The organism is Paenibacillus sp. A3M_27_13, from assembly GCF_024213315.1.
Lineage (GTDB): Bacteria > Bacillota > Bacilli > Paenibacillales > Paenibacillaceae > Paenibacillus > Paenibacillus polymyxa_B.
Genome location: NZ_JANAVE010000012.1, coordinates 47,170 through 72,688 on the forward strand (window position 1 = coordinate 47,170; position 25,519 = coordinate 72,688).

Here is a 25,519-nt window from a genome sequence, read left to right on the forward strand (position 1 = left end):
CTGTATATTTATATGAAACATCTTGAATTGCACGAACCTATCATAGCAAAACATGGGACAGCTAGCAAATCACTTTTTGCAAACATATGTCCTTATTGTTTCTCCAAATCCAGTAGCTTCGTCTTGACTGGTAAGCCTCCAGCATAACCGACCAAACTTCCGTTAGCACCCGATACCCGGTGACATGGAAACAGAATAGGTAACGGATTTTTATTATTGGCTCCACCCACAGCACGTACCGCCTTGGCTCGTCCGATCGATTCTGCAATATCTTTGTAGGACACACTTTGTCCGTACGGAATATTTTGCAGTGCACGCCATACCTGCTCTTGAAAAGGAGTGCCTCTCAAATCATAGGCTATACTGAATTCCCGTCGTTCTCCCGCAAAATATTCACGCAGTTGATCCGCGGCTTCGCGCAGTTTTTCCGGCTCCTGCACATAGACATATTCCCCAATCCATGTTCGGGCCCATTGCTGAAGCAGTGCTTCCTTTGCATGAAAAACGCCATAGTCTATTCGGCAAAGCCCCCGATCCGTAGCGCACAGCGTCAACGTGCCCACAGGTGTCTCCATCTCATCATAATAAATGGTGGTTGGACCCTGTGAATCTCCGGCCGTTACTTCTGATTTTGGTAATTCAGACGCCTTTTGCTGTTCTGCCTGCTCTTGTTCCTCTAGTTTGGAATGCGCTTGCGCGATCATTTCGCGTACTTGCTCATGTTGTTCCTTCTCTGATGCTTGCTTGATCGCTGTCATAGCGTTCTCCCCTCCTATTCGACTCAAAGCCCACGCCGCCGTGCCTCGTAGCTCGGGACGCGGATCATCCAATAAAACCTCCGTTAACTTGGGCACCGCGCTGATATCCTTGAAATTGCCCAGTCCAATGACTGCATTGCGTTGAATGGGCTTCTTCCCCCGCCAAGCCGCCGCACTTTGTCCAAATCGGTCTTTGAATTCACGGTTGCTCAAATCCAATAACGGCAGCAGCAACGGCTTCACAATTTCAGGATCGGGTGTAAGCTCGGGATGGTGATCCCAGTTGAGACCCCGATTTTTGGGGCATACCATTTGGCAGGTATCACATCCGTATAGCCGATTCCCTATCTTCCGCATAAACTCCTCATCCAGAAAGCCCTTCGTTTGCGTCAAAAAGGACACACACCGCTGGGCATTCAGCTGTCCAGGACCCACAAGCGCGCCCGTAGGACAGGCATCCAAACATTTGGTACACTCGCCGCAACCATCCGTTACCGGTTCATCTGGCTGGAAAGGAATGTTCGTCAACAGCTCACCTAGATAAATCCATGATCCCAGCGTCGGTGAAATCATCATCGTATTTTTGCCGCTAAAGCCAATCCCTGCGCGTTCCGCAACGGCTCGATCCGACAATTCTCCGGTATCCACCATGTTTTTCAATATGGCATCAGGTACCCGCTCACTTATAAAAGCCTCAAGCTTTTCCATCGCTTCGCGTAGTACCAGATGATAATCTTTCCCCCAGGCTGAACGTGCCAAAATACCACGGTACTTCCCCTTGTCCGACTTCGGCGGGTCCTTCATTTTGGAAGGGTACGCCACCGCAATAGCAATCAGAGATGCAGGCTGTGAGCCATACAGCTCCGGGTAGATCCGCTTATCAATATCTGGCTCTTCAAAGCCGGATTCATAGCCTTTCGCACGATGCTCTTCCAATATAGCTTTCAGAGACAGAAAGGGGTCGGCGGATGCGAACCCGATGGAGTCGATACCCAGCCCTGGAGCTGCCTCAATAATTTCCTGCTTGAGCGAAGCCCAAGTCGAAGCGGTTCCGGCAGCCGCCTGAGTCAATCCGCGTTGCATCCGATACTCACCTCTCTTCCACTTTTTATCATTACAGATATGAGGATTTGCAAAATTCTCATATCTCAAATTTCAACAGAAAACAGCAGCAGATGCTACCGTAAATTTTTAACAGCACTGGTCGCCAGAAAATCACAGCGATTATTCAGTTCATTGTCACTGTGCCCCTTAACCTTCACATATTCAACCTCATGCTTACCCATCAGTTCCCACAGTTCTTCCCATAGTTCCTTGTTCTCCACTGGCTGATTTTTACTGTTGCGCCAGCCATTACGAAGCCAGTTCTTAATCCAGCCCTGTTTGAAGCAATTGACGACATAGGCAGAGTCACTATGTACTTTCACATGGCAAGGCTCCTTGAGCAGCTTCAGTGCTTCAATCACGGACTTGATCTCCATACGGTTGTTTGTCGTCATTTTCTCGGCACCCGACAGCTCCTTACGATGTTCCCCATACAGCAAAACAATCCCCCAGCCCCCAGGACCGGGATTTCCCGAACAAGCACCGTCGGTATATACCATCACTTCTTTCATAATCCTCTTCCTTTCCTAATCGGTAACCGCCTGCTCCGTCATGGTCCTGATCGGTTCGGACGTGTTCCGCATTAATTTCAGACTTTAGTTGCTCTATAGCCATTTCCACTCAGATATCGGCCAAAATATAAATTCTGCACGTCCCAGTAAATTTTGAGATTTAATGCTGCCAAAATAGCGGCTATCCTTGCTTGCTGCAGTATGGCGATTATCTCCCATGACAAAAAAGTGCTCCGGCTCCACCGTAAAAGGACCATAATCACCATCCTCCACGTCAGAGTTGGTGTAAGGTTCATTTAGCAGTTCACCGTTCACATACAAATGATTATGTTCAACTCGGATTACATCTCCGGGAATACCTATGACTCTTTTCACTAAAAATCTTGGACTCGACAGCTTGGAATCGGGATCTTTTAAAATCACAATGTCCCCCCTGCCCGGATCATGAAAATTATAAACCAGCTTGTTGACGAACAAATGCTGGCTTTCCATTAGCGTCGGCTGCATCGAATGTCCTCTGACCGTGGACAAGTTAAATACAAACAGGTTCAGAAGCAGCAAGACGACCATGGCAATCAGAAGGGTGACTAACCAATCGCGTATGTAACCAGAGCGACCTGCTGGTTTGGACGTTTCCGGCGAGGGAAGCGGGCCTGGCGAAGGAGCCAAAGCGTCCATAATTAAACCTCCTCAACCCTGTTATAAATAGAAAAGCATATCCCGTACCCGATTGCAACGGTTACTCAGATATGCTCTAAATGTAAATATTATACTTAATGTTATTCAATTCTCTTTATTTCGATTCCCGATTAATGAGGCGCCAAAATACTCAGCTTCTGAAAAGCCTGTAAAATCTGGCTTGCTCCATAGCCCATCGCTTCGTACAAAGGCATGGCCGCACTGTTATGCTTGTCCCCTGCTACCCAAATACGGCTAACCTTACGTTGCTGAAAACGCTGCTCCATGGACTCCACAAGCGATTTGCCGATTCCCATCCGACGACGATCCGGGTGAATAGCGATACGATAGTAACAACCATCATTCTGATCGATCGTGCCGATCAAAGCACCAACGATCTCACCCTCTTCTTCTGCAACGATGATCAAACCGGAATCCCACGAAAGCTGACGGGCAAACGCACTCACCGTCTCTTTGTAGCACTCCTCTGACAAGGCAATTTGCATGAGTTCCGTTACTGAGTTCACATCACTTAATTGAAAGGAACGAACGTGCATAAGTAATATCTCCCTTTTCGTAAGCATAATAAAAAAATTGAGACAGCACCGTCATTTTTACATAAATCCTTAAATTTCTTATCATGGTGTTAATCACAAGGCATTATGATAAAAATGCATACGATCTGCTATATATGAAATGAAGAACAGGAAAAGGGTGTATGCCCTCAAGTTCGTCATGTCATAGACATGACAGATTATAGCAGACGACAAAAAAGCCGAAATTTCTGCTTCCTTGACCATTAAACCATACTTTTTGATGGAATACATCCCTTTTTCTCATGTAAGCGCTGTATATAAAGCGTTTACATTTTAAAGTTCACAATTTACCTCTTATTACCTAGGTATTATGTATTCCAATCGGGTTTTTGGACATGCTAGCTACCAGGCCGTATTGCCCAGTTTGCTATTTTACAAACAAAAATGTTGATTAAATAGGCTGAATGCGGTTTAATATAACTGTCGAGGGTATTATTACATAGGAACACTTACCCAACCATATAACCAGGAGGGATTTTACTATGGCATTTCAATTACCAGAACTTCCTTACGCAAAAGACGCACTGGAACCGCACATTGATGCACTGACAGTAGAAATTCACCATGATCGTCACCATAACACATATGTAACGAACTTAAACGCAGCTCTGGAGAGCGCTCCTGAACTGCAAAGCAAAAGCCTGGAGGATCTGATCTCCAATCTGGACAGCGTTCCTGAAAGCATCCGCACTGCGGTTCGCAACAACGGTGGTGGACACCACAACCACAGCCTGTTCTGGGAAGTTATCGGTCCTAACGGCGGTGGACAACCGACAGGTGCTATTGCTGAAGCAATCAGCAACGAGCTGGGCGGCTACGACAAATTTAAAGAAGACTTCACTAAAGCAGCTACAACACGTTTTGGTAGCGGCTGGGCTTGGTTGGTTGTCGGCAAAGACGGCAAACTGGCGATCACTAGCACTCCAAACCAGGATAGCCCGCTGTCCGAAGGTCTGACTCCGGTACTTGGACTGGACGTTTGGGAGCATGCTTACTACCTGAAATATCAAAACAAACGCCCAGACTACATTGCAGCATTCTACAATGTAATCAACTGGGATGAAGTAAACAAACGTTACGCGGCTGCAAAGAAATAAGCCAGTAACAACATCTCTATCCTATAATAAAGGGCTGTCTCAAAAGTAGATTTTCTACGAATGAGACAGCCCTTTTGGCACTCCATGGTAAACTGGTGGAGATGATTCTTAAATATAGTCCCTGGAGGTTGATGGATGCAGACTTTTTTTCGTTACAACTGGATGATTCGGGAACAATGGTACCGCTGGTGTGAAGAGGTGTCGCAGGAGGAATTACTGAAACAACGGGTCGGCGGAGTCGGCGGCATTCTAAAGACACTCTTTCATATCGTTGATGTGGAGTGGAGCTGGATTCAAACGATTCAGGGCAAACCCGACTTTCAGGAGGACTTCTCTCTGTATGATACGCTCGACAAAGTCCGTGAGCTGGATGCAAAGTTTCGACTCGATGTCGAGCCGTTCGTGCTCGCCTGGCATGATGGTCTGGAACGGAAAAGGTTTGAAGATCACCTCCCGGACGGCAGGATTGTAATTGATGCCTGGGGCGAGGTGATGCGTCATGTCATCGCCCACCAAATCCACCATATTGGGCAGTTGTCCATATGGTCTCGGGAGCTAGGCAAGCCTCCGGTTTCGGCCAATGTAATCGGCAAAGGGCTGATTGAAAGCGATGGTGGCATCGATTAGCTTTAACGAACATACAAGTATATTCATGTGACTCAGAGCCGTCCTCGGTCATTTTAACGACTGAGGACGGCTCTTTTACTTTTTCATCTATACTCTCTTGTCCATTCCACGCATATTCTCTTCTTTTAACCGTTTTCATAAAGCCTGATTGTAACTGATTAAGTTATTCAACTTATCAATACTCTCTTGGTTCAGAGTGTTGACCTCTTGCTCTTGATAGCACCGTAAGCCAATGTAAATAATGCTCCACATAACAGGGCAATAAGATGAGCGATAAGATAATTCATATGACCATGGTTCTCTGACGCTGCAATTGCAAAGCCAGGAAGAGCCGTGGTTCCGAATCCTATGGCTGTCAGCTTGCTTAAATATACATATGCTCCCGCAATCATTCCTCCAAGGCATCCAGCAATCAGGGGGAATTTATACTTTAAAGTGACCCCGAAGATCGCTGGTTCGGAGATTCCAAAAAGTACAGACCCGAATGCAGAGTAACCCATTTCTTTAACCTTGGTGTCTTTGCGATTCAAAAGAATATACCCCAAAACGGCGCCCCCTTGAGCCATCAAAGCTACTGATGCCAATGGGTTGATAAAATTTCTGCCTGTATCGGTTAACAGCTGCGCTTCTACCGCACCCATAACATGATGTAAGCCTGTAATAACAATGATCTGCTGAATGCCTGCAAAAAACATAAAACCGAATATCCCAAGGTTTTGCGTCATCCAAAGCAGCGAAACGGTGACCAGACTGGCTAGCTCTCGCCCAAGAGGGCCGATAATCGTAAACAATAGCAGGGAAGAAATAAAGACCGTCAGCAACGGAGCCAAAAATAGTTTAATCATGTCTGGAACCTTTTTGTTAAAAAACTGATCCAACTTGGCTACCACATATCCCATCATTAGAGCAATAATAATACCGCCCTGAAATCCAACCAACTGTACGGGAAGGCCGAAAAGACTGATCGATTCCGGATTTTGACTCCCTTTAGCTACCTCAAAAGCATCTGCCAGTGCCGGATGAAGCATAATCGCACCCAGCACAAGCCCCAGAATAGGACGACCGCCGTATCTCTTGGTTGCGGAATAAACAACAAGCAGCGGCAGGATTGTAAAAATACCCGTGGAAACGATTTGAACGAAGCGATTGATCCCTTGAAAAATTGGATACATCTCCACAATTGACTTAGGACCGAATAACCCCTTCTGACCTAACAGCCCGGTTATCCCCATTAACAATGCGGCAGCAAGAATTCCCGGCATGATCTCAATGAAGACATCTGACAGCGATTTAATGGCTTTTTGAAAAGGATTTTGCTTTAGTGCGGACTTCGATTTGACATCACTTAATGACATATCTTCTGTTCCGGTCAGTTTGGAGAACACGGCATAGATGTTATTGACCAACCCTGCTCCAAAAATGATCTGCAGTTGGTCCCCCGCTATGAAAACGCCTTTAACCAGATCAATATCTTCAATTTTTTTTAATTCCGCTTTTTCATTGTCCTCAAGTACAATTCTTAATCTTGTGGCACAATGGGCCACACCGATAATGTTCTCTTCACCACCGATATATTTTAAAATTTCTTGAGAAATTTGCTTATACTGCTTTTCTTTTGCTTCCATCTAGTAAAACCTCCTCTAGCTGAGTCAGATGTCTTCTTTAACAAATCTCCAGAACATGCCTAAAAAGTCCTGCTTTACCCTGGCAAGCGTTATGCCGACATGCATTAATTCATCACCGCCGAACAGCTCACCGGTTTCTACATTTCTATAAACGTAGTCTGGATTCAGACCTTTGAATTTTAATGTTTTAATCGCGGCAGCAGGTTGGGATAAAATCTTGAAATAGCTGGCCGCCATTTCCGTTTGATCCTCTGATACAAAGCTCCATGCGGCTTCATTTTCATCAAACGGATTAATTATTCTGTAAAACTTCCCAAATTGAATGAGCGATCTCATTTCTTTATATAGAGCTATCTGTTTTTTTACTATTTCTTTTTCCTCAACGGTTAATGTCGTCAAATCTAGCTCATATCCAAAATTCCCGGCCATGGCGACATAACCTCTTGTCTCCAAGGGAGTTATTCTGCCCACTTGATGGTTGGGTACTGTGGAGACGTGTGCCCCCATGGTAATTGGAGGGTAGACAAGACTTGTTCCCCATTGAATTTTCAGTCGGCAAATGGCATCCGTATTGTCACTCGTCCAGGTCTGAGGCATGTAATAGAGCATACCGGCATCAAAACGACCTCCTCCACTAGAACAGCTCTCGAATAAGACATGGGGAAACTTTGATGTAAGCTCTTCCATAATATTATAGAGTCCCAGGATATAACGATGCGCCGTCTCCCTTTGTCTCTCAGGCGGCAAGGCTGCCGAACCCACATCCGTCATGTGACGATTCATGTCCCATTTTACATAAGTAATTGGAACGTCCGATAAAATATCGGAAACCGACTTAATAATGTACTCACACACTTCCTTCCTCGATAAATCCAACATCAGTTGATTTCTTCCCAACGTATACGGACGATCAGGGACATGGATACACCAATCTGAATGCTTTCTGTATAAATCGCTGTCTATGGATACCATTTCAGGTTCAAACCACAGACCAAACTCCATACCCAGATTTCGTATGCGGTTTGCAAGATCCGGCAATCCATCTGGAAGTTTGCGACGATCCACCACCCAATCGCCTAATGAAGTATTGTCATCATCCCGTTTTCCAAACCACCCATCATCCAGTACAAACAGCTCCACTCCTACACTTTGAGCCTCCTTCGCCAACTGCTCAATCTTGTCGGCATCAAAGTTAAAGTAGGTGGCTTCCCAGTTATTAATCAGGATCGGCCGCTCCTTGTCACGAAAAGGCCCACGACATAATCTGCTCCTGTATAATTCATGATAAATTCTTGACATGCCGCCCAATCCATTTTCGGTGTATACCATGACCACTTCTGGCGTTTGGAAGGATTCCTCCGGTTCAAGCAGCCATGTAAAATCAAAAGGATTAATCCCCATCGCGACTCTTGTGTTCCGATAGGAATCTACCTGAGCCTGTGCCGTAAAGTTCCCGCTGTACACCAGATTAAAGGCGTACACTTCACCCTGTTCTTCATCTGTTCCTTCTCTTACAAGTGCCATAAAGGGTGCCTGTTGAGGGCTGCTGGCTCCACGGCAGCTGTCTACCATTTGAATTCCGGGTAAAATTTTTCGCCTTGCTATATTTTTTTCATTATTATGCGCACCGTACAAGGTAATTAGTTCGTATTCATCATCACGAAAATCCACACTAGCACTTAACGCTTTAAGCAGTTTTAGCTGCTGCCGACCTTCATTATCGAACCGGACTGAACGGGTGATGACATCCCACTTTTGATATAGGCTATAGGATAGTACAATCTTTACATCAATTAATGGGTCTTCAAGGACGATTTCCAGAGTTTCTACTTCGCCATCATCCTCTGCATAAGTAGAAGGAAGCCCTTTCAATTTGGGCTTGCCTTGGTAAACCTGATGTTCTTTATACCGAAAGTCTGTCACGGTAGAACCATTCTCCAATTGAAGCTGATACGCAGGAATCCTGAAATCACTATTTCCAAATGACGGATATTCTTGTGGGATGGTATCCAGTGAAAAGGCTCGATCCTCACCATCCGGATTGGGTGAAAATCCTCTATCCATAAAGATGATCTTATTGCTTCCCCGATAGTTCTGAATTTTCTTTCCCCAATACAGATGGGCTAAATAACCATCTCGTATAACCTGCATGACATAACTCGTATTGCTGCCTTGTAAATGGAATAAAAGATTCTCTTTATCGATGTGTATAGTCATAGCAACCCCCTTATAGCGCCAATAGTACGTTTTTTCAAAATTATAAATTATGTTGTTTTCTTATTGTTTACACCCTAATAATAATTGAATAATTTAAATAATTATATGGAATAATGTAGACTCTATATGAAACAGTGTGATAATATGCAGAGATGAATTAAGGGGTGAAAACAAATGAGTTCACACTTTTCCAATCATTCCTATAACAACCTGGATCTCAATTTATACACATGTGGCAAAGAAAGCTGTACCAGCAAACACTCTTATGGTCCAGCCATTCGAAGCGGGTATATGGTGCATTATATTTTAAAAGGAAAAGGGATCTTTAAAGTCAACGATAAAATCTATCATTTGGAGAAAAACGATGCTTTCTTCATTGAGCCGAAGGTTTTAATTTACTACGAAGCGGACGAAGTCGACCCATGGGAATATGCCTGGATTGGTTTTAATGGGGTGCAAGCAAAAGAATATCTAAGCCGGACCTGTATCAATAGGGACAATCCCATTTTCCGGTTTGAAGCAGAGGGTAGCCTTGCCCGCTGTATGGAGAGCATCGTCGTTTCTTCTACACTGAAATCCAACAAAGACCTGCTGCTTGCATCCAAGCTATATGAATTTCTGTATTTGATGTTTGAACATTACCCTAATCAGGAAGTCAACCATGAAGTAAGACAGCAGCGGTATATTAAAGAAGCGCTTCTCTTCATTCAGCAAAACTATTCACACTTCATTACCGTAAGTGACATTGCCAAGTACATTTCAATTGACCGTTCGTATTTGCATCGTTTATTTAAACAGCAACTAAATAAGTCACCGCAGGAATTTTTATTACATTTGAGGATTGAAAAATCGTGCTCCCTATTAAGAAATACTTCCCTTAAAATCGGAGATATTGCGCGGTCTGTAGGGTATAAAGATGTACTCCTATTCTCCAAAATGTTCAAAACGGTCAACAAGGTGACTCCATCCGAATACCGAAAAAACCCCCAAAAATAACACGCTTCGTTCGCAATTAAATTAGGCATATTCATTCCAAAAACAGAAAAATAGCGGCAGCATGGATCAACCTCATGTCCATACTGCCGCTATTGTCAAAAGAAAATAAAGTTCTAGACTGAAAAATAAAGTATTAGACTGACGTTGCTTCATTAAGCTAACGGGCAGGATAGTTTAAAGCTTTCGATAAATCGTATGGCCTTACGAAAGACAATAAAAGCGCAGCTCATGATTGGAAAAGACCGTTTAAAAGAGCACCACCAATTCCACTGGCAATTATGCAAATTTATTAGCATTAGCGCTGCGCCACTAGGCGTACTCGTCCCATTGGGCACTGCGGAACTCATGCTGGTTGCTATACAAGAAGCGCGTGCCAATTGCGACGAGCCGTTCGCTCTATATCATTCAGCGGTTACTTTGTATATTTGGTGCAGCAGGTCGTATCCCATGCCGTCAGCCAATATGTGCACCCTGAGAACACATAATCGTCCTTTAAGTATGGCCAGATGAGATTCCCAGCAAACGCAAAGCGAGTTTCAAGCAGTGGCGTTCTTCGTGTATTCGGTCAAATAATACACGGGGAATGGGAAAGTCATTTTTTCAACTATAAACAGTTGCCTGAAAGGGCAGAGAGGATTTCCTGTGTTGTCCGGGTACGCCCGATGCGTGGAAAAATGAAATTTTTTACGTAATCATGCCCGGTTTCGGAAAATCCAGTCATAGCATCAATCGCCAAAATCAGCTGATACCCATGCATAAACGCCTCCCGCGCAGTCGTATCAACGCCCAACTCAGTAGCGATGCCGCATAAGACGATGGTATCAATTCCCCGGCGGCGCAACTGAAGGTCGAGCTCCGTTCCGTAAAAAGCCCCCCATTGCTTCTTCGTGATGATATGGTCTGTCTCGGTGACCCGCATTTCCGGGACGATTTGATCCCATCCTTCAGGCAGATTCAGGGGTGGTCCAGGCGAATCCAACTTAGGACGCGGGATATCCTTCAAATCTTTACTAGATACCCGGACCAGTGCAACCATTGAGCTTTGCTCACGGAAAGTATCTGCCAAGGCTGCGGCGTTAGACACTACCTGCTCAGCAGAATAAGGGGCGTATTGATTTCCTATCCACTTTTGCAAGTCAATAACAACCAACGCTGTTTTTTGTGGATCCCATAATCGTTCCATTCTGTATGTTCTCCTCATCTCTTCGATTTGACCGTATGTTTAATTACGCGAACATATAGTCATTTGACTTCGTGTTTCGTATTTTGTACTATCATTCATGAATAGTCAAGGGGGAGATTTTTCTTATGAGTGTGACAAGGGAAGAGGTTTTAAAATCGGCGATGAAGCTTTTTAAGGAACATGGGTTTCTTTCGACGACGATACAGGATATTGCCGAGGATTGCGGTATTGCCAAAGGATCAGTCTATAAATATTTCCCTTCCAAGGAAGACCTCTTCAGCGAGGTGTTTGATCAATGCCATAACGCCTATTTTGATCAAGTCGATGAACTGAAACGCTTTCCCGAACTCTCGCCAGAAGAGCAGTTTCTGCAGCAGATCATTCTGCGATTCCGTTATTTTATGGAATACAAGCATATTCTGGTCGAATTCACGGAGCTCCCCATCCAACAGGATCCCAAGTTCCAGCCGCTTAGACACAAGGTTAGAGGGCGGCTCATCCGATGGCATAAAGAGTGCTTGATACAGGTTTATGGCGAAGAAATTTATCCATTCCTGTGGGATTTGGTTTCCATCTATCGTGCGATTCTGAAGGAGTACTTATTTTGGATCGTTTATGAAGAAAAGTCTCTATCGCTTGAGGAAACGGCAAGGTTCATTTTGGATAAGCTCAATGTGCTCGTTAAGCATATGATGGCCTCTAACCTGAAGCCTCTGCTGAAACAGGCTTCGTTCGAGAGGTATTTAAGCTGGGGGCTCGAGGACCGCCAAGGGGAGAGAGAGCAGTTCCTTACCGAGCTGTTCCGGGAGATGGATTCGGCCCTTAATGTTCTTCCATCCGGCGCAAAACATCGTTCGGAGTTGAAAGAGGTTTACCATTTTATCCAGAACGAAACTCGTAAAGCGGAACCGAACTTCCCGTTGCTGCAAGCTTCGCTCTACTTTTTGGAGAGAGAGAAAGAGCTTAAAAGTCAGGTCATCCAGTTAAGGAATATTATTTATTCAGGTAGGGGGAGATAGCTTGTTATGTGAAATCAAATCTAACCCCATCGGGGACAAGAGTGAAGACTCTAGGGGTGGAGAGAACAATACGCGAGAAAGGTACGTCTAATGTTGTTACGGTTAGCGAGCATTCCGCTAACGGGAAACGTTAGTTCAATGGAAACAGCGACAGTCTCGTACTTTATTTTCTCGTCCTTGGTTGTCACTGTTTCCATTTTCTAGGCTCAGTCTAATACTTTATTTTTTGCTGACAGCTATTCAATTAACATCAGTTCTCTTTTTGCTTCGTATAATACTCGGTGATCAGATCAAGGAACACCTTGGGAAATGCCAAGGTGGCCATATCCGCCTCGCTGATCCAGCGGTACCCCGCTGGCAGCACATTGCGCGTGTGCTCCGCCTGCTCTGCCAGCGCAATCAACGCCCCCGGCTTCGCTCCGGTGCTGTAGCTGACCCGCTGCTCGGCAGCCAGCGGTTGTCCTCCCGCCTCCCCGGCAGGGGCGGCGACCTCTTCACACTGGAACACACGTAGGTTCCAGTGAATGTGGCTGAACGTGTGCTCCGCCTCACGTACAAACCGCACCGGGCGCGCAAGCACGCCCTCTGCCAGCAAATGAGCCGCCAAATGGTCCATGGCGGGCTCATCCGGCACCGGGCCGTTGTAGCCCTCCGGCCCGGCAAGCTCATGCGGCAGCTCCCACATGCGGGCCAACAGGCCCTTGGCCGGGCGCTGCCGTACGAGCAAGCGGCCGGCGTTCGCTCCGCTGCCCTCGATGAGAGCAACGGAGCGCGGCTCCAGCCGCGGCGGCTTCGCCTTGGTCTTGACTGGCAGTGTCTCCTCGCGACCTGCCAACCTGCCCGAGCAATGCTCCATGACTGGGCAGGTCAGACAATGAGGCGACTTCGGCGTGCAGACCAGCGCCCCCAGCTCCATCAGAGCCTGATTAAAATCAGAGGCTCTTCCTTCGGGAATCAGCTCCCGTACCAGACTTTCCATATGCGCCCGCGTGCTACCCTTCATAATATCCTCTTCAATGAGAAAATAACGCGACAGCACACGCATCACATTCCCGTCCACAGCAGGCTCTGGTCGGTTAAAGGCGATACTCATAATCGCACCCGTCGTATATGGGCCTACTCCTTTCAGTGCAGCGACAGCTTGTGTATCATCCGGTACCTGCCCGCCGTGAAGCTCAACTACTTGTTTTGCCGCAGTTTGCAAATTCCGGGCCCGCGAATAATAACCCAGCCCTTCCCACAGCTTAAGCACATCCTCTTCGGGTGCTTCCGCCAGCGCTTCAATTGTAGGAAAACGTGCAATAAAGCGATTAAAATACGGAATGACCGTATCCACACGCGTCTGCTGAAGCATAATTTCCGAGATCCAGATATAAAAAGGATTCCGATGGCGGCGCCACGGCAAATCGCGTTTGTTACGTGTATACCAATTCAACAGTTCAAAGCTGAAATAACGCTTTTGTTCCAATGTATTTGTAGTCATCACATCACATCTCCTTATATTCGACAATCACAAAAGCAGAGGCAATGTTAGGCTGATGTGTAATACTCAAGTGAATGCTGTAATTCGAGTCACCTGTGAACGGCAACCTCAGTCTATCCCACGCGGATGAAGACAAATAAACTACTGGCTTCCCCCCAGGTTCCGGTAAAATATCCATATCGCCGAACCCGATGATTTGCCCAATTCCGCAACCGAAGGCTTTCGTTATCGCTTCCTTTGCGGCAAAGCGCCCTGCTACGAACTCCGCTAGTCTACCCTTGCGTTCCACAGCAAGCTCACGTTCTGCCGGGGTCAGCACCCGATTCAAAAACGCGTCTGCATATTTACCTGCCAAAATATTAGCCATACGGTTTATTTCCAGCACATCATGTCCAATTCCGTAGATCATTTGGGTATTCCCCGTCCTTTTTACTTTACTGAATCTATTGTAACAGTGCGTCCACACCCTGGCGAGTCACAAAGGCGTAAAACCGGCACCAAAATATGTTAAAATAAGAAAGGCTATAGGTGAATGTTTTGAAATTCAGCTGATATGCCCATTTAAAAAAATTCCCGTAGAAAGGAAGGATTGGATGTCAGAAACCATTATTATTGAAGCAGGTACCGAAGCAGGAACAGATGCGGTGATCCGGGCTTCCTGGTTTCCCGCTAAAAATACAGCCAAAAGCCTGCTCATCATCGCTCACGGCTACAAAGGATTTAAGGATTGGGGCATGTTCCCCTATATAGCAGAAGCATTGAGTATGGATAACCATGTTGTGACCTTCAACTTTTCACATAATGGCATAGGTGAGGATCTAGAGAATTTTACCGAGCTGGAAAAGTTCGCACGCAACACCTATAGCCGCGAACAAGAGGATTTGGAACTATTGCTGTCCAATCTGAGAGCACGTCATGAGTTCAGAGAATTGCCGTTGTTTCTGTTAGGACATAGCCGAGGCGCGGGGAGCTGCTTTGTATATGCTCTAGATCATCCCGGTGAGATTGCTGGCGTCATTTCATGGAATGGCGTGACAGATCTTGATCTGTTTACTTTACCGCAAAAAGAAGAAATGCGCGCCAAGGGGCGCAGCTATGTGGAAAACGCCAGAACCGGACAACAGCTTCCGCTGGATGCTGTCATTCTGGAAGACCTGGAACAAAATCGCCAGCGTTTTGCCATTGTAGACAGACTTGCCAACAGCCAGCTCCCAGCTGTACTGATCCAGGGAACCGAAGATTCCAAACGTCTACGGGAAGGCTCTGCCCTGCTCACATCCGTTCGTCCCGACATCGAATGGGTACAAATTCAAGGCGGCACTCATACCTTTAATACCGTTCATCCATTCCAGGGAGGCAGTCTTCCACTCGATCAGGCGATTACCGAAACCCGCCGCTTCATTGAGTGGATCGCCAATTAATTATTGCCCCTTCAATACAAACGGCGATCCGCCGGGCGGATCGCCGCATTTATTTACTTCAGGATTTTGCAAAATTCGATTCCATTCGCTCCAAGTGCAATATATAGACGAACTAGACCATTTCATCTATATATTATTTATTGAAAATCGCTTATTGGATTTTTGCAAAATCCTCACTTGAGCATTTTACAATTCCATAATGATTAATGCTTACACTCCTGGGATGCTTGTCCGCTTATGCGCTGTACGTGTAAAGAAGCTTTCCAGCTTTTCGCGTGCCGCGGGGTCAATTTCCTTGCCTTCTAGGTAGTCGCTGTTTGCTTCGTAGGAGATCCCCAGTTCTTTTTCATCCGTCTGGCCTTCCCACAATCCTGCTGTAGGCGCTTTGTCCAAAATGGCCTGCGGAACTCCGAGATAGCTGGCCAGCAAGCGCACCTGACGTTTGTTAAGCGTGCTAAGTGGCGTAATATCGACCGCTCCATCGCCCCATTTGGTATAAAAGCCTGTGATGGCTTCTGAAGCGTGATCTGTGCCAACGACGAGCAGATTCAGCTCATTCGCGAGTGCGTACTGAACCACCATACGTGTTCTTGCCTTTACATTCCCTCTCACTTGCGGAGTAATGGAACGCTCCAGACCGATATCCTTTAACGTATGCTCCACTTCCACGGCAACCTTGTCCACGGCTTCCTTGATGTTCGTTTCCCCAGCATATTTCAGGTCGAACGCTTTGGATACCGCGTAGCTATGCTCGATATCTTCCTGTTGGCCATATGGCTGGAATACACCCAGCGTTTTGTATTCGTCCCCTTGCTCCTGCGTCAATTCATCTGTAGCCCGCTTGCACAAAGCGGCTGCTACGGCACTGTCAATCCCGCCACTGATGGCGATCAACAGCCCTTTGCTTCCCGTTTTCGTTACATACGACTTGAGGAAATCCACACGCTTGCGGACCTCCGCTTCTACGTTAATCGTAGGTTGTACTCCCAATTCAGCAATAATCTGTTCCTGCAAACTCATCAGATAAGCACCTCTTTTTTAGGAATTTCCTTCACAAGCCAACATGCAAAAGCCCCGGCAAGTTTCGCAGGCGAAAAATGCGGGGCATAGCTTGAGCAGTCTTACCGGCAAAAACGATCAAATGCACTGGTCAAATCAGCAGCGATCTGATCTGCCGAACGATCCTCCACCTGATGACGCTCGATGAAGTGAACCAGCTCGCCGTCTTTCAACAGCGCGATAGAAGGGGAAGACGGTGGGTAAGGCGCGAAAAATTCGCGAGCCTTTGCTGTTGCTTCCTTGTCCTGTCCGGCAAAAACCGAATACAGATGATCTGGCGTAAGATCATGCTTCAGTGCTTCAGCCACACCTGGGCGGCATTGGCCTGCGGCACAACCACATACCGAGTTCACAACAACCAGCACTGTACCTTTAGCATTAGGCAGCTTGGCCTCCACATCTTCAGAAGTACGCAGTTCCTGAATCCCAAGATTCGTCAGTTCATCACGCATTGGCTGAACTGAATCTCTCATATATTGATCGAAAGACATAGACATATTCTTTCACTCCTTTTCCAAAAATCATGTATACTACGTTTCTAATTTCATCCTTTGCCGTAGTAAAGGCATGGACATCTAAACTTCATTATACAATCTTTTTCACGTAATTTGCAAAAATCCGGCTATATATTTGCACGATTATTTCTGTATCGAATTCATGACAGGAAACTCAGAATGATCCCGGTAAGTCGGAACGGTTCTACGCAATCGAACTTTAAACTGCGTGCCCATTCCCTCCACCGAATCTACGGCAATTGTACCGTGATGACGCTCCACTATACTTTGACATAAGGCCAGACCCAGACCTGTACCTTTCGTTTTGGTCGTGTAAAAAGGTTGGAACAGCTTTTCAAGCTGCTTTTGCGGAATTCCCGGACCTGTATCCTTTACTTCCATTTCCACGAAATCCCCTTCCTCATGAGTCGAAATGGTCAGCACTCCCTTTTCCCCCATAGCTTCCATCGCATTACGCGATAAATTAAGCAGCAATTGCTTCATTTCCTTAGGGTTCAAATGCAGCATCGTCACATGATCCTCTAACTTTAGCTCAATCGTCTGTCCCCTCAGATTCGCATCTGCCCACAATAAAGGCGTCAGTTCGCGAATAATATCATGCAGATGACATTGCTCCTTCTCAACAATTCGATTCTGGGCCAGTGAAAGAAAATCGTTAATAATCCCGTTCGCCCGGTCAAGTTCCTCCATCACAATGCGGTAATAATGGTTGAGGGATTCTGGGCTTTTCTCACGCATAAGCTGTAAAAAACCACGCACAACCGCCATCGGATTACGTATTTCATGAGTAATGCCTGCTGCCATCTGTCCAACCAGACTGAGCCTTTCAAAATTACCCAGCTCACTGCGCAGCGTCTCCAGCTCTGTAATATCTTGCAAGGCGATAATGACACCTGTCGTTTGGTTTGCATGTTTATCCCGAATAGGAAGGAAACTTGAGAAGAATACTTTTGGGGTAACATTTATAAAATCAGCCCCCGCCTCTCCTTCCAACGCTTTCGCAACTCGTTCGTTAACCGCAGGCAAAGCGCTAAAACCATATAACGAGGTGAATGGACGACCTACTACCTCAGGCAGCGTAATGTAGGGATCGTAGTCCCGATAGAGTTCCAGCATCGTTTTGTTCATATGTATAACTCGTTCTTCGCTGTCCAAAGTAACAAGAGATAACGGCATCAAATCCATAACTTGACGCAGCTTATCCACTTCAATTAAATATTTGCTCGTAAACTCAGTCACATCACGCCGTAACGTCAGCTTCTCAAAGGCATTATGCATCAGGCTCACGACCGTAAAACTTGCCAGTACCCCTGCACCAATATTCCAAAACGTTGTAAGTAAGTCAGGAATGTATACCGCAATATCCTGTTTGCCCCACAGTAGCGGAAATATCGCCTTAAACAGCATATCAGCCACAACATATGCGGAGATCAGGAGCTTTTTGTCCAACATTGTTCCTCTTTGAAAAAACTTGACATGCAGGAGCATAAAAGGAAAAAGGATAAAACCCGTGCCCACATACATCGGGGACATTTCTGTCGACTGGGCTATAATTAGGACTCCCATCAGTGCGGAAGCGGCGAGCACGAAGGCAGTGCGACGTCTACCGTACATGATGCCAACTGCAAGGGGAATAATACCGAGATTGGAAGGTAGACCATATGGAGACTGATATTGAAAGAGTGTACATAACAATATGGCTGGCAAGCAACACAAATACAGTATTCCTTGATTGGGTCCAGGAAGCAGATTGCCACCCCAAACCTTTTTCTTATCCCCATAATCCGTTAATATAGAGAAAAAACCCGCCGATATAACGGCAAGGAGAACTTGGAGCACACTTTCCTTCAACGCAATTAACAAGGACTTCTCCCCCTCATCATCTTTCCTTGACGCCGTTAGTTGAATTAAAGCACAGGCTACAATATATTACAATATATGTGTTAAAATCCCGGTGTAGAACGACAAAATTTGCTAAATACTAGATGTTTATAAGAGGAGCGTTTTTACGCAATCCAAATCCCTACAATTGAAAGATATGTGCGTTTACTATACTCGAAAGGTATCTAAAGTGACGGTATTACGTTATGATGAACAATCGGTTACGCCGTTCTGAATGATTTTGAAAATTTGTCGACGAAAAGGAAGAGGTTAATGACTTACGACGTTATTGTGATCGGAGGCGGCTCAGCCGGATTAATGGCTGCTGCTGCTGCCAGCGGTGAAGGTGCCAAGGTGCTTTTGCTGGAAAAGGGAAATAAACTCGGGCGTAAGCTGGGGATCTCTGGTGGAGGCCGTTGCAATGTCACGAATGCCAAAGAGCTGAACGAACTCATTCGGCACATTCCCGGCAATGGCCGATTTCTGCACAGTGCACTGGCGGCTTTCGGCAATCGGGATATCATCGCCTTTTTTGAACAGTTGGGTATAGCCTTAAAGGAAGAAGACAACGGGCGTATGTTTCCAGTGACGGACAAAGCCAAAACAGTTGTCGATGCTTTGATCAACAAGGTACGCTCTCAAGGAGTCGAGATTCGGACAAGCTGTCCTGTTCAAGAGGTTATTTACAATGAAGGTCATACAGCTGGGGTGCGACTGCGTTCCGGTGAAATCCTACATAGCCGTAATGTCATTGTAGCCGTTGGTGGCAAATCCGTCCCGCATACAGGCTCGGAAGGTGACGGCTATGCATGGGCAGAACAAGCAGGGCATACCATTACGGAGCTGTATCCAACAGAGGTGCCGTTGACCTCAGGCGAGACGTTTATCCAGACGAAAGAGCTTCAGGGACTATCCTTACGCGACATCAGTCTGACCGTATGGAATGCGAAGCAAAAGAAAGTTGTCGTCCATGAAGGAGATATGATTTTTACACATTTTGGTCTATCTGGCCCGACTGCTTTGCGGTGCAGTCAGTTTGTCGTCAAGGGAATGAAAAAGGATAAGGTGAACACGGTGTTGTTGACTCTCGATTTGCAGCCTCACAAACATGCCGATGAAGTCTACCGTGAGACGCTGGAATTGGCATCGGTCGATGCTAAAAAAGCGATCAAAAACGTGCTTAAGCCTTATTTACCGGAACGCTTAATTCCATTGTTGCTCCAGCAAGCCGAACTGCGTGAGGACTTGACCTATGATCATATTCCCAAGCAGCAGTGGCAAGAACTTGCTCATCGCATTAAGGCGTTTCCAATCCGTGTGAACGGTACGCTCTCTCTGAAGGAAGCATTTGTTACCGGGGGCGGTGTGAATTTGAAGGAAATTAATCCGAAAACAATGGAGTCCAAGCTGATGCCTGGATTGTTCTTCTGCGGTGAGATTCTCGATATTCACGGTTACACTGGAGGTTATAATATTACAGCGGCGTTTACGACAGGGCATACAGCAGGAACCCAAGCGGCCGTAAGCGATTAAGACGCTGCGCGTAGGATTTGATCTTACGATCGCTGTTGCCACGGGATTCTCTTGATTATATAAAACATTTAAGGGTAAGAATTCCGTGGCAAAGGCGAACGCTGTCGCTTCTCCAGATTCAAATCCTCCGCTTCGCTAGAAACCGCCATTACATCCGCATTCTTATAGGAAAAGTAGGAAGGAAATCAAAAAGGCTTAAATCAGTCATGTTACTGATTTAAGCCTTTTTTTTAAAATGGCGTAAAGAACAAGCTCCATCTTGTTTTGACATTTGCCGCTATTCTATACCTCAATAATGATAGGTAAAATCATGGGTCTTCTCTTCGTCTGACTGTAAATAAACCGGCCAACATCATCTTTTAACATCTGCTTAATCAGTCCCCACTGACTCATTTCGATTTCTGTTAACTCGTTCACTGTGGACATAATCGTGTCGTGGATCTGGCTCATGAGCTCTTCGGAATCCTTAACATATACAAACCCTCTTGATATGACCTCTGGCGTTGCGAGCATTTGCTTCTCGTTTTTGCTCAACGTCATCACAATAATCAGCATTCCGTCTGATGAAAGCTTTTTACGGTCTCGCAGTACAATATTACCTACGTCCCCTGTGACCAACCCGTCTACCAAGCTATTGCCGGCTGCTACTTTGGGGCCTAGGGATGCCCTTCCCTCTTCGATTTGAACAGTGTCACCGTTATGGACGATAAATACATTCTCCATCGGAATCCCCACAGACTCCGCTAGCTGACGATGCTGATACAACATCCTGAATTCGCCGTGTATGGGAATTAAAAACTCGGGTTTCATCAGGGTCATCATTAATTTTAATTCTTCCTGGCTGCCATGACCGGACACGTGCATCCCTGTGGTGCTGCCTGATCCATAAATAACGTTGGCGCCCAGTACGTACAGGTTATCAATGACCTGGGAAAGATTCCGTTCATTCCCGGGTATGGCTCCTGCAGCAATGATTACAGTATCACCAGGCAAAATTTCGATTCTGGGATGCAGGGAATTGGCTAGACGGGACAGTGCAGCCATTGGCTCACCCTGACTTCCTGTACATAAAATAGCAATTTCTTCTGCAGGAAACCGTTCTGTTTCTCCCGCCTCAATCAACAAGTCCTCAGGCATGTGCAAGAAACCCAGCTCCTTAGCCACTGACACCACATTTATCATGCTGCGACCCAGTAGAACGAGTTTTCTGCCTGTTTCTACAGCCGCGTCAATGACTTGTTGGACACGGTTCACATTGGATGCAAACGTAGAAATAAATACTTGCTGTTTGGCTCTGGCGAAAGCATCCAAAATATGTCCGCCAACCAAACGTTCTGAAGGAGTAAATCCTGGCCTTTCGGCATTTGTACTTTCGGAGAGCAGCACTTTTACCCCCTTCTTTCCTATTTCAGCCATGCGATGAAGATCGGGGAAAGGTCCACTAACGGGAGACATATCGAATTTGAAATCCCCGGTATGGACCACATTTCCTTCCGGTGTCTGAAAAAAGACACCCAGGCAATCCGGGATACTGTGGACGGTAGTGAAAAAGGATGCCTGAATCGTTCCCGCTTGAACGGTTGAATCCGCATCTATAAGATGAAGCTCAGCATCACGTAAAAGGTTGTGCTCCCTTAACTTAATTTTAATTAATTCGATGGTGAGCTTTGTTCCATAAACGGGCATATTAATCTGCTTCAGCAGATAGGGAATACCTCCGATGTGATCCTCATGCCCATGAGTCACAATGAGCGCTCTGACTTTATCCTGATTTTCCAGCAGATAGGTGACATCCGGCACAATGAGGTCAATACCAGGCAAGTTCTCATCAGGAAACTTGGAACCACAATCGATAACGACAATATCCTGATCGTATTGGATAAAATACATGTTTTTCCCGATTTCATTAACACCGCCTAGAGCAGCAATGAGTAATCTATTATCAGCATGCATCAATTTTATTTCCTCCTTAGGAAAATGCTATCCATATTATTCATTTTCCACGTAAACTTATGCACAAAAAGAAACCCTTGTCTCTAAAAGACAGGGGCTCTCACTTGATTTATTAGATACCCACCGCAGCCGAAATAGCAGCAAAAATAGCAGCAACTAACCACAGGATCGGGAATAGCTTGAAGATTACCTTCAGCCACTGTCCAAAGCTGATCCGGGCAATGGCCAATCCCGCCAGCAGTACTCCGCCTGTCGGTGAAATTAGATTGGTTAACCCGTTACCGAATTGGTACGCTGTGACTACTGCTTCACGATTGATACCTACAAGATCGCCAAGCGGTGCAAGTACAGGCATGGTTAGTGCTGCTTCCCCCGAAGAAGATGGGACCAGGAAAGTAATAATATTATGTGCAACCAACATAATGGTAGTGAACAAGTAACTTGGCAATCCTTCCAGAATGCTTGCGAGTGCATTCAATACGGTATCGATGATCATACCCTGCTCGGCGATGATCAGAATTCCGCGGGCGAGACCTATGATCACTGCAGCGTAGATGAATTCTCCACACCCTTTTACAAAATTCTCAGCTATTTCCTTCTGGCTCATTTTAGTAACTACCCCGACAAAAAGACCGAGTGCGAAGAAAAGGGCACCAATTTCAGTCATATACCAGCCTTTGGACAAAATTCCCCAGACAATTGCTCCAAGCGTTACAATAAATCCACCTATTATTAATTTGTCCCGAAACGTGAAGACGACGTCCTCACCTGTATTTTCTTTTATAAATTGCTCACGATTTATAATATCACTCTGAAAAACAATGGATTTCTCCGGATTTCTCTTAACCCGATGCGCATACCACATCGTAAAGGCAATAGAAATCATAGTAAATACAAGCCATTCAATAAATCTCAGCCAGAGCTGAGGATTCCCCTCCACTCCTGCGATCCCCTGGGCAATCAATACTGAAAATGGATTAACAGTCGAACCAACATAGCCAATTTGCGTTCCCAGAAATAGAATGAGAATAGCAGTCATAGAATCGAAGCCTAGGGCAAACATTAACGGAATAAAAATCGCATAAAGCGGAATAATTTCTTCGCTCATCCCAAAGGTAGAGCCTCCGAGACTGAATATAACCATGGCAATTGGAATAAGCAGAATCCCCTTATTCTTCAGCCGTCTGGCAAGAGCTGTCAGGGCACGATCGATGGCTCCCGTCTGCAGTATAATCCCGAAGGAGCCGCCCACAATAAGGACAAAAGAGACGACATCCGCGGCATTGATAATCCCCTCAATAGGAGCGCTTAGGATTTGAGGGAGGCCTTGTCTTAAATCACCGTTCTCACCAGTTTTGGGTACAGTGTGATAGGTTCCCGAAACGATCGCCGTTTTGGTCACACCGTTCACTGTCACTTCATGACGCTCAAATTGTCCGCTGGGCACAATCCATGTCAATGCGGCGACTGTAATAATAATCAAAAATATTAAAGTATAGCTATGGGGCAAGGATAATTTCCATTTCATATTCTTGATGTTCATGTTTATCCCTCATTCCAAGAATGGTTATACGTAACCTTCCCTCCCATAATGGTCAATATCACTTGGGCGTCCCTGATGTCACCAGCGGATGCGTTAAGGAGGTCGCGATCAAAAACGGCGATGTCAGCATATTTTCCAGCCTCTAGCGTGCCTGTAACCTCTTCCATATAACAATGTTTGGCTCCATTAATGGTCCATGCCTTTAAAACTTCGGATGGCGGCATCCCCCGATCGGGATACCAGCCTCCAGCAGGTGATCCGTCCGGAAATAACCGATGAGAAGCTGAGTACAGTGAATCGGGAACACTCGTGATAAATAAGGGCAGATCAGTCCCAATGGTTATTGGCACATTAGCCTCCAGCATAGATTTATAATTATAAAACCGATTTTCATTACCTTTGCCTACCACAACAGGCATATAGGCCTCTTCATAGGTTGGATTCAGTAGCAGGATTTGAGCGTAGACTTCGGCAAAAATTTCGTTTTCGCCCATTCTGATCAGATCATCTGGATGAGGATACTCTAGATCACTGATCGAATGTCTGATAAGGTTATTACCTTGTTGTTCGCGGCATTTTTCAATCATGGATACCGCTTGGCGAATCGCAGCATCACCTTCTGCGGTTAGACAGCATTTGATACCTTGGCTGTCTGCTTCCAGCACAGAGGCTTCAATCTTTTTGTAGTCAACCGTCCTCAAAGTCGTTACTCCTGGCATATCTGCGTAAGGTTCCAGCATGTCCCCCGTATGATCTGCTACGACACCGTCAAGCATCAGCTTGTATCCTTGGAAACGAATAAGGTCTCCATTATAAAATGCTTTATACTTCATACCGGTGGCAATATCAAGCGATTCAACAACGGGTTCAAGCGAGAAATGAAATCTGAGCGGCAGTTCCCCCGTTTCTTTCAATTCTTCTAGAATCGGCAGCAGCTCGCTATGCCGGTCAAAGCCAATATCTTTTATGGAAGTAACTCCTCGTGCAGCTAGTATGCGGCAAAACTCCAAAAACTCTTGTTTGACAAGGCTGTGGTCCTGCATCATAGCTTGGAGTAGCAAAGCTCGTGCCTCAGCACTGCATTGATCCGGCAAAAATTGATATTTCTCCTGAGCCAGTCGGTTCATCCAGCAGTAGCTTTTATTTAGGTTAATGGCAATTACCGCCCGATCAGGGAACAGCTCGTCCAACAAGCTTTGCTCAGGCAGCTTGCCCCATCCTTCCTCGCTCCACCCGTAAGCGGTTACATCTTTCCCTGGCGGAAGATTGTTTGCCGCTTGTAGCATTGATTCCACTGCTTCTTCAATCGAGGCTGCATGAGTCAAATCCACGCCCCGATGCATCGACATATATCCGGTAAAAAATACATGGTTGTCATGAACTCCTGGCATGATAAAAGCATCACCCAAATCACAGACAACCGTTCCCGCTCCTATCCAAGCTTGTGCTTCCTCGGGACGCCCCACTGCTGCAATACATTCTCCTCGCAGTGCAATAAACCCAGGCGAGGCTTCATTTTCTAAGCCATTAAAAATAGCATTTGACAGTAAAACTTTGTCCGATAATGTGTCATTCTTCCCTTGCACAATTTCACCCCCTCATTATTTATCCGCCCTATAACATAACGTAATATAACGTTATAATATTGCTTCTGCTTCTCTTATGAAGTGGAAGCAGAAGCTGCGCCGTACCTGAATAACATTACCTAACAGGCAACGG

At 45.9% G+C, this 25,519-nt stretch carries 21 protein-coding genes; 6 read left to right on the top strand and 15 right to left on the bottom strand.

Annotated features, from left to right (window positions below; all coding sequences use genetic code 11):
• Positions 1 to 92 precede the first annotated feature (92 nt).
• The 4 genes from queG to NLX82_RS25610 all read right to left on the bottom strand — a co-directional run bounded on the left by queG (position 93) and on the right by NLX82_RS25610 (position 3,609).
• Positions 93 to 1,841 (bottom strand): tRNA epoxyqueuosine(34) reductase QueG, encoded by a 1,749-nt coding sequence (gene queG, locus NLX82_RS25595; RefSeq protein ID WP_028541010.1) that lies wholly within the window; start codon positions 1,839 to 1,841, stop codon positions 93 to 95.
• 95 nt (positions 1,842 to 1,936) lie between these two features.
• Positions 1,937 to 2,374: a ribonuclease HI gene (gene rnhA, locus NLX82_RS25600; RefSeq protein WP_023986996.1), complete on the bottom strand. Its 438-nt coding sequence runs from the start codon at positions 2,372 to 2,374 to the stop codon at positions 1,937 to 1,939.
• A gap of 93 nt (positions 2,375 to 2,467) precedes the next feature.
• The gene (gene lepB, locus NLX82_RS25605; protein ID WP_254349238.1) at positions 2,468 to 3,052 is read right to left on the bottom strand and encodes a signal peptidase I; all 585 of its coding nucleotides are present in this window, start codon (positions 3,050 to 3,052) and stop codon (positions 2,468 to 2,470) included.
• 131 nt (positions 3,053 to 3,183) lie between these two features.
• Positions 3,184 to 3,609, bottom strand: coding sequence for a GNAT family N-acetyltransferase (locus tag NLX82_RS25610; RefSeq protein WP_023986994.1), 426 nt, complete (start codon positions 3,607 to 3,609; stop codon positions 3,184 to 3,186).
• Positions 3,610 to 4,130: 521 nt separating this feature from the next.
• Here NLX82_RS25610 and NLX82_RS25615 point away from each other — a divergent pair.
• Entirely contained in the window at positions 4,131 to 4,745 is a 615-nt protein-coding gene (locus tag NLX82_RS25615) for a superoxide dismutase (RefSeq protein WP_023986992.1), read from the top strand.
• Positions 4,746 to 4,880: 135 nt separating this feature from the next.
• On the top strand, positions 4,881 to 5,372 hold the full coding sequence (locus tag NLX82_RS25620) for a DinB family protein (protein ID WP_023986991.1): 492 nt from the start codon (positions 4,881 to 4,883) through the stop codon (positions 5,370 to 5,372).
• 191 nt (positions 5,373 to 5,563) lie between these two features.
• On the opposite strand, the gene NLX82_RS25625 is transcribed toward NLX82_RS25620, so the two are convergent.
• Both NLX82_RS25625 and NLX82_RS25630 read right to left on the bottom strand, forming a co-directional pair.
• Positions 5,564 to 6,997: a PTS transporter subunit EIIC gene (locus NLX82_RS25625; RefSeq protein ID WP_028541013.1), complete on the bottom strand. Its 1,434-nt coding sequence runs from the start codon at positions 6,995 to 6,997 to the stop codon at positions 5,564 to 5,566.
• 24 nt (positions 6,998 to 7,021) lie between these two features.
• The gene (locus NLX82_RS25630) at positions 7,022 to 9,214 is read right to left on the bottom strand and encodes an alpha-galactosidase (protein ID WP_254349239.1); all 2,193 of its coding nucleotides are present in this window, start codon (positions 9,212 to 9,214) and stop codon (positions 7,022 to 7,024) included.
• A 174-nt stretch (positions 9,215 to 9,388) separates the two neighbouring features.
• Here NLX82_RS25630 and NLX82_RS25635 point away from each other — a divergent pair, with 174 nt between their 5' ends.
• Positions 9,389 to 10,210, top strand: coding sequence for an AraC family transcriptional regulator (locus tag NLX82_RS25635; protein ID WP_076160600.1), 822 nt, complete (start codon positions 9,389 to 9,391; stop codon positions 10,208 to 10,210).
• A 604-nt stretch (positions 10,211 to 10,814) separates the two neighbouring features.
• Here the strand turns inward: NLX82_RS25635 and NLX82_RS25640 are convergent.
• The gene (locus NLX82_RS25640) at positions 10,815 to 11,393 is read right to left on the bottom strand and encodes a hydrolase (protein WP_029515795.1); all 579 of its coding nucleotides are present in this window, start codon (positions 11,391 to 11,393) and stop codon (positions 10,815 to 10,817) included.
• Between the two features lie 125 nt (positions 11,394 to 11,518).
• On the opposite strand from NLX82_RS25640, the gene NLX82_RS25645 reads away from it, so the two are divergent.
• A complete protein-coding gene (locus NLX82_RS25645) occupies positions 11,519 to 12,412 on the top strand; it encodes a TetR/AcrR family transcriptional regulator (RefSeq protein WP_029515796.1) in 894 nt (297 codons plus the stop codon).
• 250 nt (positions 12,413 to 12,662) lie between these two features.
• Here NLX82_RS25645 and mutY read toward each other — a convergent pair whose 3' ends face one another.
• Together mutY and acpS are read right to left on the bottom strand one after the other, a co-directional pair.
• A complete protein-coding gene (gene mutY, locus NLX82_RS25650) occupies positions 12,663 to 13,895 on the bottom strand; it encodes an A/G-specific adenine glycosylase (protein ID WP_254349240.1) in 1,233 nt (410 codons plus the stop codon).
• Positions 13,896 to 13,899: 4 nt separating this feature from the next.
• Complete coding sequence (gene acpS, locus NLX82_RS25655; protein WP_254349241.1) at positions 13,900 to 14,304, bottom strand: holo-ACP synthase; 405 nt, start codon at positions 14,302 to 14,304, stop codon at positions 13,900 to 13,902.
• Between the two features lie 184 nt (positions 14,305 to 14,488).
• Between acpS and NLX82_RS25660 the strand changes: the two genes are divergently transcribed.
• Positions 14,489 to 15,316 carry an alpha/beta hydrolase family protein gene (locus NLX82_RS25660; protein WP_254349242.1) on the top strand — a complete coding sequence of 276 codons (828 nt, stop codon included), beginning with the start codon at positions 14,489 to 14,491 and terminating at the stop codon, positions 15,314 to 15,316.
• A gap of 210 nt (positions 15,317 to 15,526) precedes the next feature.
• On the opposite strand, the gene nadE is transcribed toward NLX82_RS25660, so the two are convergent.
• The 3 genes from nadE to NLX82_RS25675 form a co-directional block, all read right to left on the bottom strand.
• Complete coding sequence (gene nadE / locus NLX82_RS25665; protein WP_075153725.1) at positions 15,527 to 16,336, bottom strand: ammonia-dependent NAD(+) synthetase; 810 nt, start codon at positions 16,334 to 16,336, stop codon at positions 15,527 to 15,529.
• Between the two features lie 101 nt (positions 16,337 to 16,437).
• Positions 16,438 to 16,872, bottom strand: coding sequence for a BrxA/BrxB family bacilliredoxin (locus NLX82_RS25670; protein ID WP_023986978.1), 435 nt, complete (start codon positions 16,870 to 16,872; stop codon positions 16,438 to 16,440).
• 141 nt (positions 16,873 to 17,013) lie between these two features.
• Entirely contained in the window at positions 17,014 to 18,753 is a 1,740-nt protein-coding gene (locus tag NLX82_RS25675; RefSeq protein WP_254349243.1) for a two-component system sensor histidine kinase NtrB, read from the bottom strand.
• Positions 18,754 to 19,044: 291 nt separating this feature from the next.
• On the opposite strand from NLX82_RS25675, the gene NLX82_RS25680 reads away from it, so the two are divergent.
• Positions 19,045 to 20,304 (top strand): BaiN/RdsA family NAD(P)/FAD-dependent oxidoreductase, encoded by a 1,260-nt coding sequence (locus NLX82_RS25680; protein ID WP_254349244.1) that lies wholly within the window; start codon positions 19,045 to 19,047, stop codon positions 20,302 to 20,304.
• Between the two features lie 282 nt (positions 20,305 to 20,586).
• Here NLX82_RS25680 and NLX82_RS25685 read toward each other — a convergent pair whose 3' ends face one another.
• The 3 genes from NLX82_RS25685 to NLX82_RS25695 form a co-directional block, all read right to left on the bottom strand.
• Positions 20,587 to 22,257 (bottom strand): ribonuclease J, encoded by a 1,671-nt coding sequence (locus tag NLX82_RS25685; RefSeq protein WP_028541023.1) that lies wholly within the window; start codon positions 22,255 to 22,257, stop codon positions 20,587 to 20,589.
• Between the two features lie 112 nt (positions 22,258 to 22,369).
• Positions 22,370 to 23,800: a YfcC family protein gene (locus NLX82_RS25690; RefSeq protein WP_023986975.1), complete on the bottom strand. Its 1,431-nt coding sequence runs from the start codon at positions 23,798 to 23,800 to the stop codon at positions 22,370 to 22,372.
• Between the two features lie 2 nt (positions 23,801 to 23,802).
• Positions 23,803 to 25,386, bottom strand: a complete 1,584-nt coding sequence (locus NLX82_RS25695; protein WP_075153724.1) for an amidohydrolase — start codon at positions 25,384 to 25,386, stop codon at positions 23,803 to 23,805.
• Between the last annotated feature and the right edge of the window lie 133 nt (positions 25,387 to 25,519).

Excerpts from the sequence above, each read along its gene's own strand:
- queG (WP_028541010.1), bottom strand. The coding sequence starts at position 1,841 with ATGCAACGCGGATTGACTCAGGCGGCTGCCGGAACCGCTTCGACTTGG.
- rnhA (WP_023986996.1), bottom strand. The coding sequence starts at position 2,374 with ATGAAAGAAGTGATGGTATATACCGACGGTGCTTGTTCGGGAAATCCC.
- lepB (WP_254349238.1), bottom strand. The coding sequence starts at position 3,052 with ATGGACGCTTTGGCTCCTTCGCCAGGCCCGCTTCCCTCGCCGGAAACG.
- NLX82_RS25610 (WP_023986994.1), bottom strand. The coding sequence starts at position 3,609 with ATGCACGTTCGTTCCTTTCAATTAAGTGATGTGAACTCAGTAACGGAA.
- NLX82_RS25615 (WP_023986992.1), top strand. The coding sequence starts at position 4,131 with ATGGCATTTCAATTACCAGAACTTCCTTACGCAAAAGACGCACTGGAA.
- NLX82_RS25620 (WP_023986991.1), top strand. The coding sequence starts at position 4,881 with ATGCAGACTTTTTTTCGTTACAACTGGATGATTCGGGAACAATGGTAC.
- NLX82_RS25625 (WP_028541013.1), bottom strand. The coding sequence starts at position 6,997 with ATGGAAGCAAAAGAAAAGCAGTATAAGCAAATTTCTCAAGAAATTTTA.
- NLX82_RS25630 (WP_254349239.1), bottom strand. The coding sequence starts at position 9,214 with ATGACTATACACATCGATAAAGAGAATCTTTTATTCCATTTACAAGGC.
- NLX82_RS25635 (WP_076160600.1), top strand. The coding sequence starts at position 9,389 with ATGAGTTCACACTTTTCCAATCATTCCTATAACAACCTGGATCTCAAT.
- NLX82_RS25640 (WP_029515795.1), bottom strand. The coding sequence starts at position 11,393 with ATGGAACGATTATGGGATCCACAAAAAACAGCGTTGGTTGTTATTGAC.
- NLX82_RS25645 (WP_029515796.1), top strand. The coding sequence starts at position 11,519 with ATGAGTGTGACAAGGGAAGAGGTTTTAAAATCGGCGATGAAGCTTTTT.
- mutY (WP_254349240.1), bottom strand. The coding sequence starts at position 13,895 with ATGACTACAAATACATTGGAACAAAAGCGTTATTTCAGCTTTGAACTG.
- acpS (WP_254349241.1), bottom strand. The coding sequence starts at position 14,304 with ATGATCTACGGAATTGGACATGATGTGCTGGAAATAAACCGTATGGCT.
- NLX82_RS25660 (WP_254349242.1), top strand. The coding sequence starts at position 14,489 with ATGTCAGAAACCATTATTATTGAAGCAGGTACCGAAGCAGGAACAGAT.
- nadE (WP_075153725.1), bottom strand. The coding sequence starts at position 16,336 with ATGAGTTTGCAGGAACAGATTATTGCTGAATTGGGAGTACAACCTACG.
- NLX82_RS25670 (WP_023986978.1), bottom strand. The coding sequence starts at position 16,872 with ATGTCTATGTCTTTCGATCAATATATGAGAGATTCAGTTCAGCCAATG.
- NLX82_RS25680 (WP_254349244.1), top strand. The coding sequence starts at position 19,045 with ATGACTTACGACGTTATTGTGATCGGAGGCGGCTCAGCCGGATTAATG.
- NLX82_RS25685 (WP_028541023.1), bottom strand. The coding sequence starts at position 22,257 with ATGCATGCTGATAATAGATTACTCATTGCTGCTCTAGGCGGTGTTAAT.
- NLX82_RS25690 (WP_023986975.1), bottom strand. The coding sequence starts at position 23,800 with ATGAACATCAAGAATATGAAATGGAAATTATCCTTGCCCCATAGCTAT.